Here is an 18,707-nt window from a genome sequence, read left to right as displayed (position 1 = left end):
AGTGCAGCAGACGCATTTATACAATGTGGTGATCAGGCAGTAAAGTGGTTTTTTTCACCACGCCATAGGCGAAGCTGGTGTCGATAGAAGCTATACAGCCAATTGAATGCAGGCTATGGCGCACAAAATGTTCATAGTCGTGCAAATCTTTAACCACCACTTTAAGCAAGTAGTCGGCCCGGCCAGTCATAACAAAGCACTCAAGTACATTTTTCTGCTCTTTAATTTGCGCTTCAAAATGGGCCACCACTTCTTGTGTGTGCTTTTCTAACTGCACGCGCACAAATACGGTTACAGGTAAACCAAAGGCTTCGTTGTCTATCTCTAGTGTATATGCTCTTATAATACCTTGCTGTTCTAGCGCTCTCACTCGCCTTAAACAAGGGGAAGGCGACAGATTGACGGTGTCGGCAAGTTCTTGATTGGTCATGCGAGCATTTTTTTGCAAGGCTCGAATGATGTTGCGATCTGTTTTATCCATAAGTTGCGTGATTTTTATTAATTTAATGAATATATGCCAATAAAGATAGCACTATCGACACTATTCGCAAGAAAATTGCGCACGAGTTAGCATATTATGTGTAGGTTAATAAGTCGTTAAAAGTGAATAAAAAATGAAAAGTCTATTACATCATCCAACAACAGATAATCAAAGTAAACATCGTGGCGATCTGCCAAGCAAGCATCAACAACGACAGAACTTAGGGTTCGCAACGCAAGCTATTCACCATGGCTATTGCGCCCGACAACATCAGGGGGCCCTGAATCCGCCTGTACATTTTAGCTCAACGTTTACTTTCGAAAATGCACAGCACGGCGCAGACTTATTTTCAGGTGAGCAGGAAGGTCATTTTTACTCACGAGTATCAAACCCTACTTTAACGGTATTAGAAGAGCGTATAGCTTGCTTGGAAAAAGCAGAAGCAGGCTTAGCCGTGGCGTCTGGCATAAGCGCAATTACCTCAACTTTATGGACCTTGTTAGCAGCTGGCGACGAAATTATTGTGGATAAGACTTTATACGGCTGCACTTACGCTTTTTTACACAAAGGATTAGCCAAGTTTGGGGTAAGCGTCACCCACATTGATTTAACCGATATTGCGCTTTTACGCGCCGCTATTAGGCCAAATACCAAAGTGATTTATTATGAAACACCAGCTAATCCGAACATGCGCTTAATAGACATTGAGGCAGTGTCGGCGCTGTCCACAGCGCACAATATTATATCGGTGGTTGATAATACCTATGCCAGCCCGCTTATTACTCGGCCGATTGAGCTGGGCGCTGACATTGTGGTGCACTCAGCAACCAAATATTTGGGCGGTCATGGCGATTTAATTGCCGGCGTACTGGTAGGTCGCAAAGCCATGGTTGACCAAATTCGCTTAGAAGGGGTAAAGGATATGACCGGTGCTTGCATGTCTCCTTTTACGGCCATGCTGGTGCTAAGAGGATTAAAGACGCTTGAATTAAGAATGCAGCAGCATTCGCGCTCGGCCCTCATCGTGGCTCAATTTTTAGATAAATGCCCGCAGGTTTCAGTAGTGTACTATCCTGGCTTACCTAATTTTGATCAACATGCCCTAGCGCTTAAGCAAATGAAGATGTTTGGGGGAATGATTGCGTTTGAGTTAAAAGGCGGGATGGCCGCCGGTAAGCAGTTAATGAACGAATTGAAAATGATTCAGTGCGCAGTATCCCTAGGCGATGCTGAAAGCTTGATTCAACATCCGGCCAGCATGACCCACAGCGCATATAATGATAAAGAGCGCTTGGTGCATGGCATAAGTGATAATTTAGTTAGGTTGTCGGTGGGCTTAGAGTCGGTTGATGACATTGTGGATGATTTGGCGCAGGGCTTAGCGGCCCTATTGCACCCAATCTCTGACGCAGCATCAGCGCCCTTAGCGTAAATAGTGTATATAAGTGCTAAACTATAAAGCACTGAATATGGATTAAGTAAGCCTAATAATCAAACGCTTCATCTGAGAGCGACATTAAATCAGAGGCTGAACTTAACAGAACTGATCGATGCGCTTCTTTACGCGGCAAAATACGTTTTATGTAAAATTCGCAGGTAGCAGGTTTGCCTGCTTTAATTTTAGGGTTTGCAGATTTTTTAGCGGCGTCGGCCATTTGTAGCCACAGTATGCCCAATAGTACGTAGCCACTGTAATGCAAATAATCAGTAGCTGCGCCAGCCGCGTCTAAGGCATCAACATGAATTAATTTGGCCGATATTTGATGCCATTCATGCAGTAACATTTGCGCCTGCTCTAGCTGTTTTTTATTCGACATACTGTTGATACTAGCTGACAGCATTTCTACCGTTGCGTTCAACATTAAGCCGCCGTCGCGGCTTAATTTACGGCCAATAAGGTCGGCTGCTTGAATGCCGTTAGTGCCTTCATATAGCTGTGCAATTCGGGTGTCGCGAGCTAATTGCTCCATGCCCCATTCGCGCACATAGCCATGGCCGCCATATACCTGAATACCAATATTGGTCACCTCAGTCGCAATATCGGTCATGAAACCTTTACAAATAGGGGTTAAAAACGCCAGAATTTGCTGAGCTTGAGCCTTGCGGTAGTCTTTACAATATTTTTCAATGTCCATTTGCTGTGCATACAGCAAGGATAGCGCACGCAAGCCTTCGGTGAAGGCTTTTTGCGTTAGCAGCATCCTTCTTACATCAGGCTGGTGCATAATTGAGTCGGCTTTTGCATCGGGCTGCTGTGGGCCTTTAGGGCTTCTTGACTGTAGGCGGTCTTTGGCGTAGCTAAGCGCTCCTTGAAAAGACGCCTCGCAGGTGCCTAAGCCCTGCATGCCTACTTGAAAGCGTGCGTCATTCATCATAGTAAACATACAGGCAAGGCCTTTGTTTTCTTCGCCCACTAGCCAGCCTTTAGCGCCATCAAAATTCATTACGCAGGTTGGACTCGCTTTAATGCCCATTTTCTTTTCAATACTGCCTACACCTAGCTTGTTTTTTTCAGCGGCTTCGTTTTGCTCGTTTAGCAAAAACTTAGGCACTAAAAACAAGCTAATGCCCTTAACACCTTCTGGAGCCTTGGGCAGTCTGGCCAGCACTAAGTGAACAATGTTGCTGGTCCAGTCGTGATCGCCGCCCGTGATAAAAATTTTGTTTCCTGTGATTGCATAGGTGCCATCATCTTGCGGCTCAGCTTTGGTGGTAAGCAGCGATAAATCACTGCCGGCTTGTGGCTCCGTGAGGTTCATGGTGCCTGTCCATTCGCCGCTAATAAGCTTGGCTAGATACTGCTGCCTAAGTGCTTCGCTAGCGTGTTTGTCAACCGCTAACACCGCACTTTCAGTGAGCATAGTCGTGAGTCGCCAGCTTAAATTAGCCGAGTTGAGCATTTCATGAATAGGCACTGCGGCGGTATAGGGTAAATCTTGGCCATCGAAGTCTGGGTTGCCTAGCATTGCATTCCAGCCATTGCCTACGTATTCTTGGTAGGCTGCTGCAAAGCCAGGCGGCGTGCTTACTGCGCCATTTTCAAGTTTGCAGCCAATTTCATCACCTTCTCGGTTGAGCGGAGCAATAACTTGCTCTGCAAATTTAGCACCTTGTGTCATTACTTCGCTAACCAGCTCAGCGTCCATACCTTGTGCGCCTATGGCTAAGTAGTGGCTGTCTAAGTTTAACCACTCTTTTAATAAAAACTGAAAATCGGCCATAGGGGCTTGATATTGATGCATGTTAGTTTCCTATTCGTCATAATTACAGGGCAGGTGCTATATGTAGGTCATGAATACAGTCATTCAATCCAAAGTCTTTGCCAAGCACCTTGTGATTTCACTTAACCTTGAGTAGTGAATTATGAAATTAGTTTACCTGATTGAGCCTCGTCAGACCAGTAGCATTGATTAATTGTCTAAGTACGTATTAGCAATAATATAATAATGTGTACCGTATTCTTCACCTATTGTCGGCTTGGACGCCACGCAAAATGAAGGCGTCGCGAACGATAGTGAACTGGCGTTTGCGCGCCCAGTGATGTGCATCAATCTCAAATGGATCAACAAACGCAATCTTGTCAACGCTAGGGCTGCTCCAAGGCGGTGCATCAAATGGGGCTTCAGTGCCGTCAAAACCAGCGCTTACAGTGCAGCCAAATAGCCAAGTTCCGTCCGCTTGTGCACCCACAACGCTTTGAACCTCAACATTAAGGCCGGTTTGCTGCCACATCCCTTGATGCGCTAAACACTGCGAGGAGGTGAAGCGCGCTTCGTTATTTGATGATAGCTGCGCAATTGGCAGGTCGTATAAGCGCGATGTTAATTGCGTTACTAAGAGTTTATTGTTCATTTTGATTACGCAAGCGCCTGGGCCTTGATGGGTGGATAAAAAATTTGCGTTGACCCGGCAGCTCGGCTGCGCAAACTCCTGCTGACGACAAGACAGCACAAATAATGCAAGCACTAATATAATTGTTAATTTACATCCATTTATCATCGCTTACGTACTATACTAAAGGATTAGAGTTGGTACTCTAAATTGCCAATAGGCGTTACACAAGCTATTAATTAGTTAACAGCAGGCGAGCCTGTTCATTTGAGAGTGTTATGTTAAGATTTGTAAAGTTATCTCCCCTCCTCATCGGTGTTTTTGTTCTCGTTGGATTTTTGGTTTATATGAACTGGCCTGCTCAAGAAGAACAACCGGGCCAGCTTGGTACAGGTGAAACGCCGGTAGTGGTATACGCGGCCAGCCAGCAACCTTTCCCTATTGTGGTTGAGGCCTTAGGTACAGCAACCGCGAATGAATCAGTAAATATTACTGCGCAGCGCGCACAAACAGTGACTAAAGTATTGTTTGAAGATGGCGATTTAGTAAAGGCCAATCAGCCATTGCTAGAGCTTAGCAACCGAGCTGAAACAGCGCGCTTAAACGAACTTAATATCAATTTGACAGAAGCACGCCGTCAGCTTCAACGTATACAAGGACTGGCCGAGCGAAGCGCAGCGTCGCAGCAATTATTAGATGAACAAGATTCGAAAGTAGAAGCTATCTTAGCGCAGCGTGAGGTGGCCAAAGCTATCTTGCAAGAGCTTGTGGTTTCAGCACCTTTTGGCGGCCGTTTAGGGGTGCGCCAAGTGAGTGTAGGAAGCCTTGTTCGCCCCGGCGATATCGTCACTACACTTGATGACCTAAGTCTTATGAAAGTAGATTTTTCTATTTCTGAAACCCATTTTGCCAGCATTCAAGATGGCCAAAGTGTAGTGTCTACCTCAATTGCTTATCCAGGAGAAATCTTTGTAGGTAAAATAACCAATATAGATTCAAGAATAGATCCTCGCACCCGCTCAATCCAGGTACGTGCGCAAATACCTAACCTCGAGTTAAAGCTGCGTCCGGGCATGCTGCTACAAATGAATTTAGAAAAACGTGTGCTCGATGCTCTAGTGGTGCCAGAAGGTGCAATAGTGCCTGAAGGCGACAGGCAATTTGTGTTTGTGGTTAACGGTGACAACAAAGCCATAAAAACCCAGGTAGAAATTGGCGAGCGCAAGCCTGGTTGGGTCCAAATTGTATCGGGTATTGAAGTGGGCCAAACCGTCATAGTACAGGGGACCTTAAGAGTGCGCGACGGCTCTGGTGTGAAAGTGCTTGATGTTCAGGGAGATGTGTAATGCTACTGTCTGACTTAGCGGTAAAACGGCCCGTGTTTGCGACCGTTGTAAACCTTTTGTTGTTAGTGTTCGGCATTGTCGCAGTTACTTTTTTATCGCTGCGTGAATACCCCGACATAGATCCCCCTATTGTATCAATAAACACCAGTTATCCGGGTGCTTCGGCTGAAATTGTAGAAACCCGAATTACCCAATTACTTGAAGAGCGTATAAGTGGCATTGAAGGTATAAAAAATATTTCTTCGTCTAGCCGCAGTGGACGCTCTAGCATTACCATTGAATTTAACCTTAGCCGTGATATAGACGCCGCCTCCAACGACGTACGCGAGCGAATATCAAGAGCCGCTAATAACCTACCCGACCAAGCTTTTCCACCTGAAGTGGCCAAAACCAATTCAGATGAAGACGTTATTATGTGGTTCAACTTGCGCAGCACTAACTTAAACACTATGGAATTAACCGATTATGCTGATCGCTTCGTTATCGATCGCTTGTCTGTTGCCGACGGTGTAGCGCGGGTTGTTTTAGGTGGCGGACGCACCTACGCCATGAAAGTGTGGTTAGATAGAAACGCAATGGCGGCCCGCGGTATCACCGTGGGCGACGTTGAACGTATTATTCGTTCTGAAAACGTAGAATTACCCGCTGGCCGAGTACAGTCGCAAGAGCGAGATTTTGATGTGCGCGTGGCCCGCAGTTTTTTATCACCCGAAGATTTTGGCAAGCTCACGGTGGCGGCAGGGGTTGACGGTTTTTTGGTTAGGCTGTCAGACGTTGCAGTCGTTGAGTTAGCCGCTGAAGATGACGAAACCGATTTTAGAGGTGATGGCGTAAATATGATTGGCTTAGGGATTGTTAAACAATCCAAAGCCAATACTCTTGAAGTGGCGAAGTCGGCGAGCGCGGCCATAGCCGAAATAGAAAAAACACTGCCTGATAATATTTTTATTGTAAACAGCTACGATTCGTCTGTATTTATCGCTGAATCGATAAGTGAAGTTTATAACACCCTAGCCATCGCCATGTTTATGGTTGTCGTGGTTATTTACTTATTCTTAGGGAATATCCGCGCTACGTTAATTCCTGCTGTCACAGTACCTGTATCATTAGTGGCTGCTTTTATTGTGATGTTTACCATGGGTTTTTCTATCAATTTACTCACGCTGCTAGCATTGGTATTGGCAATAGGCTTGGTGGTAGACGATGCAATAGTGGTATTGGAAAATATTTACCGGCGTATTGAAATGGGCGAAGAGCCTATCTTAGCAGCCTACAGAGGCGCGCGCGAAGTAGGTTTTGCAGTCATAGCAACAACGCTTGTGCTTATTTCGGTGTTTGTGCCTTTAGTCTTTTTAGAGGGTAACATAGGCCGTTTGTTCAGCGAGTTTGCAATAGCCATTGCCGCAGCCGTCGCGTTTTCAAGTTTTACCGCGCTAACCTTGTCGCCAATGTTAGCCTCTAAAATACTTAAAAAACGTGAACGTACTTCGGGTTTTGGGGTGTTTGTAGACACCAACTTTAAACGCTTAGAGGAGCGTTACTATAAGTCTCTTGGTACAACCATGAAACAGCCCTTTGTTATGTTGTTATTGATCGTGGCCAGTATTGCGGTTGTTGTTCAGCTACAAAGCAAAATTCCAGAAGAATTTGTACCACGTGAAGACCGCGGCAATTTCTTTATAATTATGCAGGCTCAAGAAGGCGCCAGTTATGAAAGCAACTCGCGTAACCTCAAGCAAATCGAAGATATTCTCCTGCCGTACAGAGACACAGGCGAAGTGACTAGGGTACTCATACGTACGCCTGGCTTTGGAGGCAGCGCAGGTATTGCCATTGTAGGTATGGCTGATTGGGAGACTAGAGAGCGTTCTACTTTTGAACTAATGAATGAAGTAAGTGGTAAATTATCCCAGTTACCTGATGTGCGGGCCTTTGCTATTATGCGTTCGGCATTAGGCGGCGGCGGTTTAGGCCGACCCGTTCAGTTTGTACTGCAGGGGAACACTTACGAAGAGCTTGTGCAGTGGCGAGATATTTTAATAGATAAAGCGTCTGAGAATCCTAATTTACTGCGAATAGATTCAGACTACAAAGAAACCTCGCCGCAACTGCTGGTGCAAATTGATCGTGAGCGCGCTGCCGATTTAGGCGTGTCAATTTCCGAAATAGGGCGCACGCTAGAGACTATGTTGGGCCAGCGTCGCGTGTCGACGTTTTTGGACAGAGGCCAAGAGTATGACGTTATTTTAGAAGGTCGCGACGGCGATTTTCGAAGCCCCAGTAGCATAGACAACATATTTGTGCGAAGTGATCGCAGTGGTCAGCTAATTCCGCTCGACAATCTGCTCAACGTGACCGAGCAAGCGACTTCAGATACCTTAAATAGATACAACAGAATGCGCGCGGTTACGATAAGTGCAAACTTAGCTGACGGCTACACTGTAGGAGAGGCCTTAAGCTTTTTAGAAAATATAGTGGCTACCGAGCTACCCGCTGAAGTGTCGATTGACTACAAAGGCGAGTCTCAGCTTTATCAAGAGTCGGGTTCTTCGTTTGTGTTTATTTTCGCTTTAGCCTTAGCAATTACGTACTTAGTGCTAGCCGCACAGTTTGAAAGTTGGGTGCATCCTTTGGTAATAATGCTCACGGTGCCGTTAGCGCTCGTTGGCGCTTATTTGGGCCTATACTTAACCGGGTTTTCAATTAATATCTACAGCCAAATTGGCTTGGTAATGCTGATAGGATTAGCGGCTAAGAATGGTATCTTAATTGTAGAGTTTACCAATCAACTGCGCGACGCAGGGACCGAGTTTGAAGAAGCCATTAAAAAAGCCTCTATGATGCGCTTACGCCCCATTGTCATGACAGCCTTCACTACCTTGTTCAGTGCATTGCCCTTGGTGCTCGCCACAGGCCCCGGTGCTGAGTCACGCGCGGTAATTGGCACCGTTATTTTCTCGGGTGTTTTGTTCAGTGTATTTATGACGCTATTTATTGTACCTACCGCTTATTCTTACTTAGCGCGTAATACAGGTTCGCCCTTAAAGCGTACGAAGCAGCTAGAGCAGCTCACGCAAGAAGTGCCGAATGATAAAGGCCCAAGTAAGCAGCTATAATAGAAAATAAAAAAGTAAATAAAAAAGGGGCAGTGTTGATCTGCAATACATTTGTGGCACGTTAATACTGGTTCCTTTTTTTTGAATAACATAAAGGCTACGAAAAACGATTATACTTTCAAAAATTTAGTATAGTAAAGTGGCATTACAACATCAATAGCACCTGAACTGCCGACAGAGCCAATCAATTTAATTCATCGTTCATCTGCAAAAAAAAAAGCCAGAACACTGTTCTGGCTTTTTTACTTGTAAGGGTATAACGCTCTAATCGTCTAAGAAACTCTTGAGTTGCTCAGAGCGGCTAGGGTGGCGAAGCTTTCTTAATGCTTTAGCTTCTATTTGGCGAATTCTTTCACGCGTTACATCAAACTGTTTGCCTACTTCTTCTAGCGTATGGTCGGTGTTCATATCGATACCAAAGCGCATGCGCAGTACTTTGGCTTCACGAGCAGTTAAACCCGCTAGTACTTCCTGCGTTGCGTCTTTAAGGCTACCGCCCGTGGCGGAGTCTAAAGGCTGCGTAATAGTCACATCTTCAATGAAGTCACCTAAGTGAGAGTCTTCATCATCGCCAATAGGCGTTTCCATTGAAATTGGTTCTTTTGCAATCTTTAATACCTTGCGGATCTTATCTTCTGGCATCACCATGCGTTCAGAGAGTTCTTCAGGCGTTGGCTCACGCCCCATCTCTTGTAGCATTTGACGAGAGATACGATTTAGTTTGTTAATCGTTTCAATCATATGCACCGGAATACGGATGGTGCGTGCTTGGTCGGCAATAGAGCGTGTAATAGCCTGCCTGATCCACCACGTGGCGTAAGTAGAAAACTTATAACCACGACGATATTCAAATTTATCAACCGCTTTCATCAAGCCGATATTGCCTTCTTGGATTAAATCTAAGAACTGTAAGCCACGGTTTGTGTATTTCTTGGCAATTGAGATTACTAATCGCAGGTTAGCTTCAACCATTTCTTTTTTAGCACGGCGCGCTTTTGCTTCGCCAATCGACATGCGGCGATTGATGTCTTTGATGTCTGGAATAACCAAACCCGTTTCTTTTTCAACCGCGTTCATTTTACTGACGCAGCGCTCAATCTCTTCTTTAAACTCAAGTACGCGTTCTACATAGTCTTGCTTGCCTTCAAGTAACTTGTGTAGCCACTTGGTAGAAGTTTCGTTGCCGGCGAAGGCTTTAATAAAATCTTTTCTGGGCATTTTTGCGTTTATGACGCAGTACTTCATCACTAAGCGTTCTTGAATACGCACGCGATCCATCATGCCGCGCATGTTTTTGACCATGCGGTCGAACTGCTTAGGTATTAGGCGAAACTCTTTGAATACATCGCTTAGTGCAGCAATTTCTTTGCGCGCAGCTTTGTGAGAACGACCCTTTGATTCAATGACGTCGCGGGCAATGCCGTACTGAACGCGAAGGGCCGCAAACTTTTCGCGTGCTAGCTCAGGATCAACAGAATTGTCGACTTCTTCGTCTTCTTCGTCATCGTCATCATTGTTATCTTTGTTTCGATCGCTATCGGCTAATTCAGAGCCGACATTGGTAGCGGACGGTGCTACATCGTCTTCGTTAGGATCGATAAAGCCAATGATGATGTCGCTTAGTCTAATTTCTTCCGCTTCGTAAAGGTCCCATTGGTCAAGCAAGTAGGTAATTGCCTCAGGGTACTCAGCAACGGAGCACTGCACCTGATTAATGCCTTCTTCTATGCGCTTGGCAATTTCTATTTCGCCTTCACGTGTTAATAGCTCTACCGTGCCCATCTCACGCATGTACATGCGAACCGGGTCGGTTGTTCGGCCAATTTCGCTCTCGACGGTTGCAAGGGCCTGCGCTGCAGCTTCAGCGGCATCTTCGTCGGTGGTGGTTTCTTGCATTAATAATTCATCGGCATCGGGTGCTTGTTCAAACACCTTGATCCCCATGTCGTTTATCATGCGAATAATATCTTCAATTTGGTCTGAATCCACTACATTAGCGGGAAGATGGTCGTTGACTTCGGCAAAGGTTAAGTAACCTTGTTCTTTACCCTTGGCAATCAGGAGTTTTATCTGGGACTGCTTACTTTGCACATTATACCTTAAACGTAGTTGACCTTGAACATGGCTGCTCATTGGCCTTGTTAACTTACGCCTGTTTTATTAATTTTCAGTAACAATAATACCAAATGCTACTACAACGTGGTATTTTCGAAAAGTAACAAAACAAACTTGCTATATTTCCATAAACTCTAACTCGCCACTTTAGCATATGTTGGGCTAGTTATTCCACTATAAATGAATACTAAGACAGCCGTGTAAAGTTCACTATAAGTTTCATATTGTGAAATACTTCTATGTAGTGATCTAAGGCATTCGTGTTTTGAAAACACGTCCCGTGAAGGTCTGTATATATGTATGCATTTCGCTTTAGTAAATAATGACGCTCAACTATCGGTGGCTAAAAGTAATGCAGTTATTTCCTTCACTTCGTCCTGCGTTAGTAGTTCAAACTCCTGTTTCGCCATTAACTCATCGAGCCTTGCGTTAACCTGCCATTTGACCAGCGTTGAGAAACATGCAATATACTCAGCTTCCAAATCTATGTTATCTTCAATAGGCGCTGAAAATAACTTACTTAAATGATGTATGTGAGGGTGCTCTCTAAAAGCCTCAAATAATGAGGCAGTGTTAGCGTTAGGCACGCGCAAACAGTAGTCGTATATTTCAAGCAGCATACTAAGCCCTGAAATTTTATCAACGCTTAATGAGTGTGGGTTAACAATGTCCACGCTGCTGGCCAAACGAGGTGATTCAAGCAGCAGTCTTATTATCATTCGTAATGGCGAAAGCACAATATTTGCAGGCGATTTGTAATCAGTACGCTTTATTTTGCGATGCTTGTTAGCATGCTTGGTGTCCGCATCGTAGTCGTGCCCATCGCCTTCTTTACAGACTTTTTTTAACTGTGCCATCATCATTGTGCGCTGGTTTTCGCCTAAAATTTGTTTTATCAGAGGCATAGCTTCGGCTTTCAAAGCTGCCATGCCTTCAATAGAGGCAATAGAATGTTTTTTAATTAAAGCATCAAAAAAGAAGCCTGACAAAGGCTTCGCTTCACTAATCAGCGTTTCAAACGCTTCTTTGCCTATCTTTCTTACCATTGAATCGGGGTCTTCGCCGTCTGGGAGAAACAAAAACTTCATGATCTTACCGTCTTGTAAAAAAGGCAGGGCGTTTTCAAGTGCACGCCACGCGGCTTCACGCCCGGCGCGATCACCGTCATAGCAACATACCACTTCGCTAGTCGACTTAAACAAGGTTTGGATGTGGTCAGGCGTGGTAGCCGTACCTAGTGCCGCGACTGAATAATCAATGCCAAACTGTGATAGTGCGACCACATCCATATAACCTTCAACCACCATTAAGCGCTCAAGTTTGCGATTGGCTTGGCGGCTTTGATACAAGCCGTAAAGCTCATAGCTTTTATGAAAGATGCGCGTTTCAGGCGAGTTTAAGTATTTGGGTCCCTCGTCATCTATAATACGCCCGCCAAAGGCGACTACTCTGCCGCGTTTGTCATGAATGGGAAACATGACGCGATGGCGAAAAAAATCATAGCGGCGTTTGTTATCATTTTGGTTAACGACTTTTAGGGCTAACAAGCGTTCTACTGCGGGTGCATCATTGCCAAATTTACTTAGCAGTGCGTCCCACTCTTGGGGCGCGTAGCCTATTCCCCAATGCTTAACAACTTTGCCGCTTAAGCCCCTGTTTTTTAAATAATCAATAATTTGCGGCGCGTTTTTATGATGCTTTAGCTGATATTCAAAATATCGCGCCACTTTGCCCATAAGCTCGTAGTCTTGTTCGCGTTCGTTGCGCTGTTCTTGTGATTTTAAGGGCGTACCGCCTTTTTCGCGGGGCACCTCTAGGCCATACTGCTTGGCTAAATCCTCAACCGCTTCAACAAAATCTAAGCGTTCATACTCCATAATGAAGCTAATAGCATTGCCCTTAGCGCCGCAGCCAAAGCAATAATAAAATTGTTTTTCTTGAGAAACTGAGAAAGAGGGGGTTTTTTCATTGTGAAATGGGCAGCAGGCCTGATAGTTACGGCCTGCTTTTTTGAGTTTTACACGGCTGTCAACAATCTCGACTATATCGCTGCGCGCGATCAGATCGTCAATAAAGCTTGAAGGAATGCGCCCGGCCATATTACCCGCTTACCCTGTATTAGCTAGTTGAGTTTAGACTTTATGATACTGCTAACTGCGCCCATGTCGGCTCTACCTTGTAACTGGGGTTTTACCACGCCCATTACTTTGCCCATATCTTTAATACTGCTGGCACTGGTGCTTACAATGGCGGCGTCTACAATGGCATTGACTTCATCAGCGCCAAGCTGCGCTGGTAAAAAGCGTTGAACCACCTCTATTTCTTGCCTTTCTATTTGCGCCAAGTCTTCACGATTGCCTGTTACAAACATGGCAATTGACTCTTGGCGCTGTTTGACCATTTTGGTTAAGATCTGCAAAATATCAGTGTCGTTTAACTCAATGCGCTCATCTACTTCACGTTGTTTGACTGCCGCAAGTGCCATTCTAATGGTTCCCAAGGAAAGTTTGTCCTTACTGCGCATGGCGTCTTTTTGTGCTTCTTTGAGTTCGTTTAGTAGTGACATAGTCGTGTCCTGTTGTTGAGTTAAATGAAGTATAGCATTGCTATGATACAAAGCTGCATGCGACCTAAGGCTCTACCGTTATTTACAATATTAACGACTTTTATAATACTCGTAAACTAAAACGGGCGTCTAATTTAGACGCCCGTTTTTTTAATCAATTCATATGTGTATTAATCAATACAACTTAATGCGACGAGCATTATCACGCGCTAACTTTTTCATGTGACGCTTCTTGGCAGCAGCTTTCTTACGCTTGCGTTCCCAAGTCGGTTTCTCAAAATACTCACGACGACGTACTTCAGACAATACACCGGCTTTTTCACATGAACGTTTGAATCGTCTTAGTGCGATGTCAAACGGTTCGTTATCTCTTACTTTCACAATTGGCATGTTAAATATTCACCTTTGAAATTAAATCATCCGGGCGCGTATGGTTAACATTAAAATAACCACTCTTCAATTTAGAGACCCGGGCTAAAAATTGGTGCGAAATAGTACTGTTTATTTAAATCTTTGTAAAGCCTAAAACATGAAATTTATGGAATAAACAGGGCTTTTTAGCGCTTGTGTAGTACTTATATGGCTAGTTCAACGGTAAATTAAATAAGGTGTCTATATTCACGTGTGTATTGATGTACTTTTTCTGCCCATGTAAAGCATAAAAGATATACCAAAACGCAATCAAATAAGACTAAAATTAACAGCCTAAACTTACGCTAGAAGACAGTTTACACTATACTATGCGGTATATCTTTTACTATTAACAAAAGGCAGCTCTTTTTTTATGAAAGTACTTGGCATTGAAACTTCTTGCGACGAAACCGGTATTGCAATATACGATAATGAAACAGGTCTGTTAGCGCATAAACTTTACAGCCAAGTAAAGCTACACGCTGACTACGGCGGTGTAGTGCCTGAATTAGCGTCACGTGATCACGTACGTAAAATTGTACCGCTGGTCACAGCCACGCTTGCACAAGCTAATTTAAGCGCTAAAGATATTGGTGGCATCGCCTACACTCGTGGTCCTGGCTTAATTGGCGCGCTTTTGGTGGGCTCGTCCATGGCGAAATCGTTGGCCTATGCTTGGCAAGTACCGGCCTTAGGCGTGCATCATATGGAAGGGCATTTGTTAGCCCCAATGTTAGATGAGCCAAAGCCACCGTTTCCATTTTTGTCGTTGCTTGTTTCAGGAGGCCACAGTATGTTGGTAAACGTACAGGGGCTTGGTCGCTATGAAGTGCTTGGTGAATCAGTAGACGACGCCGCGGGTGAGGCTTTTGATAAAACGGCTAAGCTACTTGGTCTTGATTATCCGGGCGGGCCTTTATTAGCTAAACTAGCAGAGCAAGGTCATACGGGTATTTACAAGTTCCCAAGGCCCATGACCGATAAGCCAGGCCTTAATATGAGTTTTAGTGGTCTAAAAACGTTTGTCGCTAACACCATAAAAAGTGAGCCGTGTGATATGCAAACGCGTGCCAATATCGCTTATGCATTTCAAGAAGCGGTAGTTGACACTTTACTTATAAAATGTCGCCGGGCGCTCGCGCAAACAGGCCTTAAACGCATTGTAATGGCCGGTGGTGTCGCGGCTAATAAAATGCTGCGCGATGAATTTGCGAAGGCGAGTAAAACGGATGGTTTTGAAGTGTATTATCCAAGTTTTGAATATTGTACCGACAACGGCGCTATGATTGCTTATGCTGGCTGTATGCGCTTAGCCGCAGGCGAAAGCACGGCGCTTGACAGTAAAGCAATGCCGCGCTGGTCGCTGGAGACGCTAAGCGCTGTATAGCGATATGCTATATGTTATTTTTTGCTACTGTGCTTGCGTATTTTTTCTTCCGACTTGCTTAAAATACGCGCTATATTATTTTTGTGCTTAATTATAATTAAACAGCATAGTATGGCCACCGCAAGGGTATACTGGGGCTTAAAAAGGTAGGCGTACACAGGTGCCAGAATAAGTGTTGCAATCGCGGCGATGGATGAAATTCTAGTAATCGCAAAAACGATAATCCACGTGCTTAGTACGCATAAAGCCAGCCAGCTGTTTAACGGCATTATTGCACCTAATGCCGTAGCAACGGCCTTACCGCCTTTAAACGAAAAGAAAATGGGGTACATGTGCCCAAGACAAGTGCTTATTGCGATAATGCTCAGCACCATAGGTTCATAGCCGAATAAAAAGCCTATGTACACCGGAACAGTGCCTTTTAGCACATCAAAAACAAGCACGGCAGTCGCTGCTTTTTTACCCGCTACCCTTAGTACGTTAGTTGCGCCAGGGTTACCTGAGCCTTGTTTGCGTATATCTTCATCGACAAATAGCCTTGTTACGAGTACCGCACTTGAAATCGAGCCAAGCAAATATGCCCCAACAATATGCAAAACGACCCATGTAGTCATGTACTTAACCTATGAGGTTGGATACACTATGCGCCAATATTAAAGCTACCAAGGGTTGCGCGCAGCGTAATCGACTAAAGTGTGTGAATGGACAAAGTGTATATAAAGGGGCTTCAACTGTATACCCTAATTGGGGTTTACGACTTTGAACGCCTTGCCAAGCAGCGAGTTATCATCGATATAGAGCTGCAGACTTGCTTAGCCCAAGCCGGTCAAAGCGACAACGTAAATGACACCTTAGACTATGGCAAAATTGCAGGCAGACTGGCCGATATTGCCGACACTGCCAGCTATAAACTACTTGAAGCCTTAGGTGAGCACATGGCTAAAATGCTCTTAGATGAGTTTACCGCGCAGTCTGTTTGTCTTACTATCAACAAGCCCGACATTCTCGATAATGTGACTGCTGTAGGCATACAAATTGTCCGAAATCGGGCATGAGTGATGCATCTATGCAGCATGAAATTCTTATTAGCGTAGGCTCTAATGTTGAAAAGGAGCATAACACCACGCTAGGAATACAGGCCATGCAGAATAGCTTTGGCAAGCTGGTGTTATCCACAGTCTTTGAAAGTGAATCGGTTGGTTTTAACGGCAACAACTTTTATAACTTAGTCGTGCTGGCACGTACTTCGTTGTCCATCAAATGCGTTTGTCAGCGCTTAAAAGCCATTGAAGATAAACAAGGCAGAACACGCGACATAAAGTTTGGCAATCGAACGCTTGATCTAGATTTGCTGACCTTTGACAGCGTCATCACCAGCACGCCAATAAAATTACCGCGCGGCGAAATTGAATATAATGCCTTTGTGCTGCAGCCTATGGCCGAAATTGTGCCGAATCATATTCATCCTACCACGCAAAAATCTTACCTTATTTTGTGGTCTGAGTTTTTATTACATAGCAAAAATAAACATCAGCGATTGTGGCCGTCGGGCTTTACATACAAAGGACAAGCGCAGTGACTATTTATGAAATAATTGTTCTAGCCATTATTCAAGGATTGACTGAGTTTTTACCTATTTCAAGCTCTGCGCATCTTATTTTACCAGCAGAAATTTTAGGCTGGCGTAATCAAGGCCTAGCCTTTGACGTGGCTGTGCATTTAGGTAGCTTGCTGGCGGTTATGATTTATTTTCGCGAAGATATTTGGCGCTTAGCCTTGGCTTGGCTTAACCATGGTTTTAGTAAAACGCAAAGCACCGACTCGCGCCTCGCTTGGTGGGTAATCATCGGCACTATTCCAGCCGGTTTTTTTGGCTTTTTAATGAAAGACTGGATTGAGCTAAATGCGCGCTCAGCCCTTGTTATTGCCATTACAACTATCGTGTTTGGCCTGCTGCTATGGTATGCCGACATAAAGGCAAAGCAAACTAAAACTACCGTTCACATCACCTTTAAAGACACTGTGCTTATTGGTATCGCACAAGCACTTGCCATTATTCCTGGTACATCTCGCTCTGGTATAACGATGACTGCTGGTTTACTGTTAGGTTTAAACCGCGAAAGTGCCGCTCGATTTTCGTTTTTACTCTCTATCCCCATTATTTTAGCCGCGGGCTTGTTCGCTACCATAGACCTATTAGCCCTTAAAACGCAAGTTGACTGGAGCGCGTTATTTTATGGTGCTGGCTTTTCTTTTGTTGCCGCTTATTTATGCATCTATTTATTTTTAAGCTGGATTGCCAGAATAGGCATGTTACCTTTTGTGATATATCGATTAATTTTAGGTACAGTGCTGCTCTACATTGTGTATAGTTAAATTTATTAGTGCTTAATATTATCCAAATATTTTTAAAATCTCTTATGTAAGACCTACGCCAGTTTGGCGCGAATTAAACGGAAAATAAAGGATAGAAACATGGCTACAATCTTTACAAAAATTATTGAAAAAGAAATTTCAGCCGACATTTTATTTGAAGATGAACGTGTGCTTGCTTTTCGTGATATCAATCCGCAGGCACCTATTCATTTTCTCGTTATCCCAAAGAAGCCTATCGCCACTGCTAATGACATTAGCCAAGAAGATGAGGCGCTTGTTGGCTATATGCATCGTGTTGCAGCAAAAGTAGCAAAAGATCTTGGGGCAGATAAACACGGATTTAGAACCGTTATGAATTGCAATGAGCACGGTGGACAAACTGTTTATCATATTCATCTGCATGTATTAGCAGGTAAGCCCTTAGGCTGGCCTCCTTATACCGAAAATCTAAAAGTGAACTAAATAGTCATTAAGCATTGTCAATTATACCTAGCTTGACTCATGTAAGCTTCCTAATGAACCGCCGTGATCCACTATGCGAAAATAAAAAGCTCAAGCTCTTAAAAACTTGGGCTTTCTTGTATTTTAAGATTAGCGCTATTTTATGAAAGCCTATTTTTAAAATCTTCATACGTGAAAGTCTTCACAAGTTTGAACTCACCGCTGCTTTGTAATATTCCGATAGCGGGATGTTCTACGCCATTAAAAAACGTTGTTTTTACCATAGTATAATGCAACATATCTTCGAAAATAAGCCTGTCGCCCGCTTTCAAGGGTTGGTCAAAGCTATAGTCATCGATAACATCACCCGCTAAACACGAATTACCGCCTAACTTGTAAGTGTATGCCTTTTCGTTTGGCAAGCCTGAACCATAAACAGCCGGTCGATAGGGCATCTCGAGTACGTCGGGCATGTGTCCCGTAGCGGAAATATCTAAAATAGCTATTTTCTGGCCGTTCTCAACAATGTCGACGACTTCAGCTATTAGAGGACCAGCCTGCCAAGCAACTGCCGAACCCGGCTCCATAATAATACGCAGATTAGGATACTTCACTTTAAACGCCTTAAGCGTGCTAA

At 44.3% G+C, this 18,707-nt stretch carries 17 protein-coding genes; 8 read left to right on the top strand and 9 right to left on the bottom strand.

Annotated elements, in window-relative coordinates:
* Positions 1-16: 16 nt before the first annotated feature.
* A complete protein-coding gene (locus GPUN_RS11825) occupies positions 17-481 on the bottom strand; it encodes an Lrp/AsnC family transcriptional regulator (RefSeq protein WP_006007065.1) in 465 nt (154 codons plus the stop codon).
* A 133-nt stretch (positions 482-614) separates the two neighbouring features.
* Between GPUN_RS11825 and megL the strand changes: the two genes are divergently transcribed.
* Positions 615-1,913: a methionine gamma-lyase gene (megL, locus tag GPUN_RS11820; protein WP_006007063.1), complete on the top strand. Its 1,299-nt coding sequence runs from the start codon at positions 615-617 to the stop codon at positions 1,911-1,913.
* Positions 1,914-1,965: 52 nt separating this feature from the next.
* Here the strand turns inward: megL and GPUN_RS11815 are convergent, their stop codons facing one another.
* Together GPUN_RS11815 and GPUN_RS13765 are read right to left on the bottom strand one after the other, a co-directional pair.
* The gene (locus tag GPUN_RS11815) at positions 1,966-3,723 is read right to left on the bottom strand and encodes an acyl-CoA dehydrogenase C-terminal domain-containing protein (protein WP_006007061.1); all 1,758 of its coding nucleotides are present in this window, start codon (positions 3,721-3,723) and stop codon (positions 1,966-1,968) included.
* Between the two features lie 220 nt (positions 3,724-3,943).
* Positions 3,944-4,333: a hypothetical protein gene (locus tag GPUN_RS13765; RefSeq protein WP_141567293.1), complete on the bottom strand. Its 390-nt coding sequence runs from the start codon at positions 4,331-4,333 to the stop codon at positions 3,944-3,946.
* 326 nt (positions 4,334-4,659) lie between these two features.
* Here GPUN_RS13765 and GPUN_RS11805 point away from each other — a divergent pair, with 326 nt between their 5' ends.
* Together GPUN_RS11805 and GPUN_RS11800 are read left to right on the top strand one after the other, a co-directional pair.
* Positions 4,660-5,658 carry an efflux RND transporter periplasmic adaptor subunit gene (locus GPUN_RS11805; protein WP_006007057.1) on the top strand — a complete coding sequence of 333 codons (999 nt, stop codon included), beginning with the start codon at positions 4,660-4,662 and terminating at the stop codon, positions 5,656-5,658.
* Positions 5,658-8,774 (top strand): efflux RND transporter permease subunit, encoded by a 3,117-nt coding sequence (locus GPUN_RS11800; RefSeq protein WP_006007055.1) that lies wholly within the window; start codon positions 5,658-5,660, stop codon positions 8,772-8,774. The genes GPUN_RS11805 and GPUN_RS11800 overlap by 1 nt, the downstream gene beginning before the upstream one ends.
* 264 nt (positions 8,775-9,038) lie before the next feature.
* Here the strand turns inward: GPUN_RS11800 and rpoD are convergent, their stop codons facing one another.
* The 4 genes from rpoD to rpsU all read right to left on the bottom strand — a co-directional run bounded on the left by rpoD (position 9,039) and on the right by rpsU (position 13,845).
* Positions 9,039-10,865, bottom strand: coding sequence for an RNA polymerase sigma factor RpoD (rpoD, locus tag GPUN_RS11795; RefSeq protein ID WP_040521088.1), 1,827 nt, complete (start codon positions 10,863-10,865; stop codon positions 9,039-9,041).
* A 353-nt stretch (positions 10,866-11,218) separates the two neighbouring features.
* Complete coding sequence (gene dnaG, locus GPUN_RS11790; protein ID WP_006007051.1) at positions 11,219-12,988, bottom strand: DNA primase; 1,770 nt, start codon at positions 12,986-12,988, stop codon at positions 11,219-11,221.
* 23 nt (positions 12,989-13,011) lie between these two features.
* The gene (locus tag GPUN_RS11785) at positions 13,012-13,455 is read right to left on the bottom strand and encodes a GatB/YqeY domain-containing protein (RefSeq protein WP_006007049.1); all 444 of its coding nucleotides are present in this window, start codon (positions 13,453-13,455) and stop codon (positions 13,012-13,014) included.
* 174 nt (positions 13,456-13,629) lie between these two features.
* Positions 13,630-13,845, bottom strand: coding sequence for a 30S ribosomal protein S21 (gene rpsU, locus GPUN_RS11780; protein ID WP_006007047.1), 216 nt, complete (start codon positions 13,843-13,845; stop codon positions 13,630-13,632).
* 394 nt (positions 13,846-14,239) lie between these two features.
* Here rpsU and tsaD point away from each other — a divergent pair, with 394 nt between their 5' ends.
* The gene (gene tsaD, locus GPUN_RS11775) at positions 14,240-15,253 is read left to right on the top strand and encodes a tRNA (adenosine(37)-N6)-threonylcarbamoyltransferase complex transferase subunit TsaD (protein ID WP_006007045.1); all 1,014 of its coding nucleotides are present in this window, start codon (positions 14,240-14,242) and stop codon (positions 15,251-15,253) included.
* Positions 15,254-15,267: 14 nt separating this feature from the next.
* Here tsaD and plsY read toward each other — a convergent pair whose 3' ends face one another.
* Positions 15,268-15,867, bottom strand: a complete 600-nt coding sequence (plsY, locus tag GPUN_RS11770) for a glycerol-3-phosphate 1-O-acyltransferase PlsY (protein ID WP_006007043.1) — start codon at positions 15,865-15,867, stop codon at positions 15,268-15,270.
* A gap of 87 nt (positions 15,868-15,954) precedes the next feature.
* On the opposite strand from plsY, the gene folB reads away from it, so the two are divergent.
* The 4 genes from folB to GPUN_RS11750 all read left to right on the top strand — a co-directional run bounded on the left by folB (position 15,955) and on the right by GPUN_RS11750 (position 18,091).
* On the top strand, positions 15,955-16,308 hold the full coding sequence (gene folB / locus GPUN_RS11765) for a dihydroneopterin aldolase (protein ID WP_006007041.1): 354 nt from the start codon (positions 15,955-15,957) through the stop codon (positions 16,306-16,308).
* Positions 16,305-16,832, top strand: coding sequence for a 2-amino-4-hydroxy-6-hydroxymethyldihydropteridine diphosphokinase (gene folK, locus GPUN_RS11760; RefSeq protein ID WP_040521064.1), 528 nt, complete (start codon positions 16,305-16,307; stop codon positions 16,830-16,832). The genes folB and folK overlap by 4 nt, the downstream gene beginning before the upstream one ends.
* Positions 16,829-17,629, top strand: coding sequence for an undecaprenyl-diphosphate phosphatase (locus GPUN_RS11755; RefSeq protein ID WP_006007037.1), 801 nt, complete (start codon positions 16,829-16,831; stop codon positions 17,627-17,629). The genes folK and GPUN_RS11755 overlap by 4 nt, the downstream gene beginning before the upstream one ends.
* A 99-nt stretch (positions 17,630-17,728) precedes the next feature.
* A complete protein-coding gene (locus tag GPUN_RS11750; RefSeq protein ID WP_006007034.1) occupies positions 17,729-18,091 on the top strand; it encodes a histidine triad nucleotide-binding protein in 363 nt (120 codons plus the stop codon).
* 140 nt (positions 18,092-18,231) lie between these two features.
* Here GPUN_RS11750 and GPUN_RS11745 read toward each other — a convergent pair.
* Positions 18,232-18,707 (bottom strand): carboxynorspermidine decarboxylase (locus tag GPUN_RS11745; protein ID WP_040521061.1); only part of this gene is annotated, 476 nt, incomplete at its 5' end.

The sequence above is a fragment of the Glaciecola punicea ACAM 611 genome, assembly GCF_000252165.1.
In the GTDB taxonomy this organism is placed as follows: Bacteria; Pseudomonadota; Gammaproteobacteria; order Enterobacterales; family Alteromonadaceae; genus Glaciecola; species Glaciecola punicea.
The sequence above is the reverse complement of the archived record's forward strand: the minus strand, read 5'-3'. Positions and strand labels throughout refer to the sequence as shown.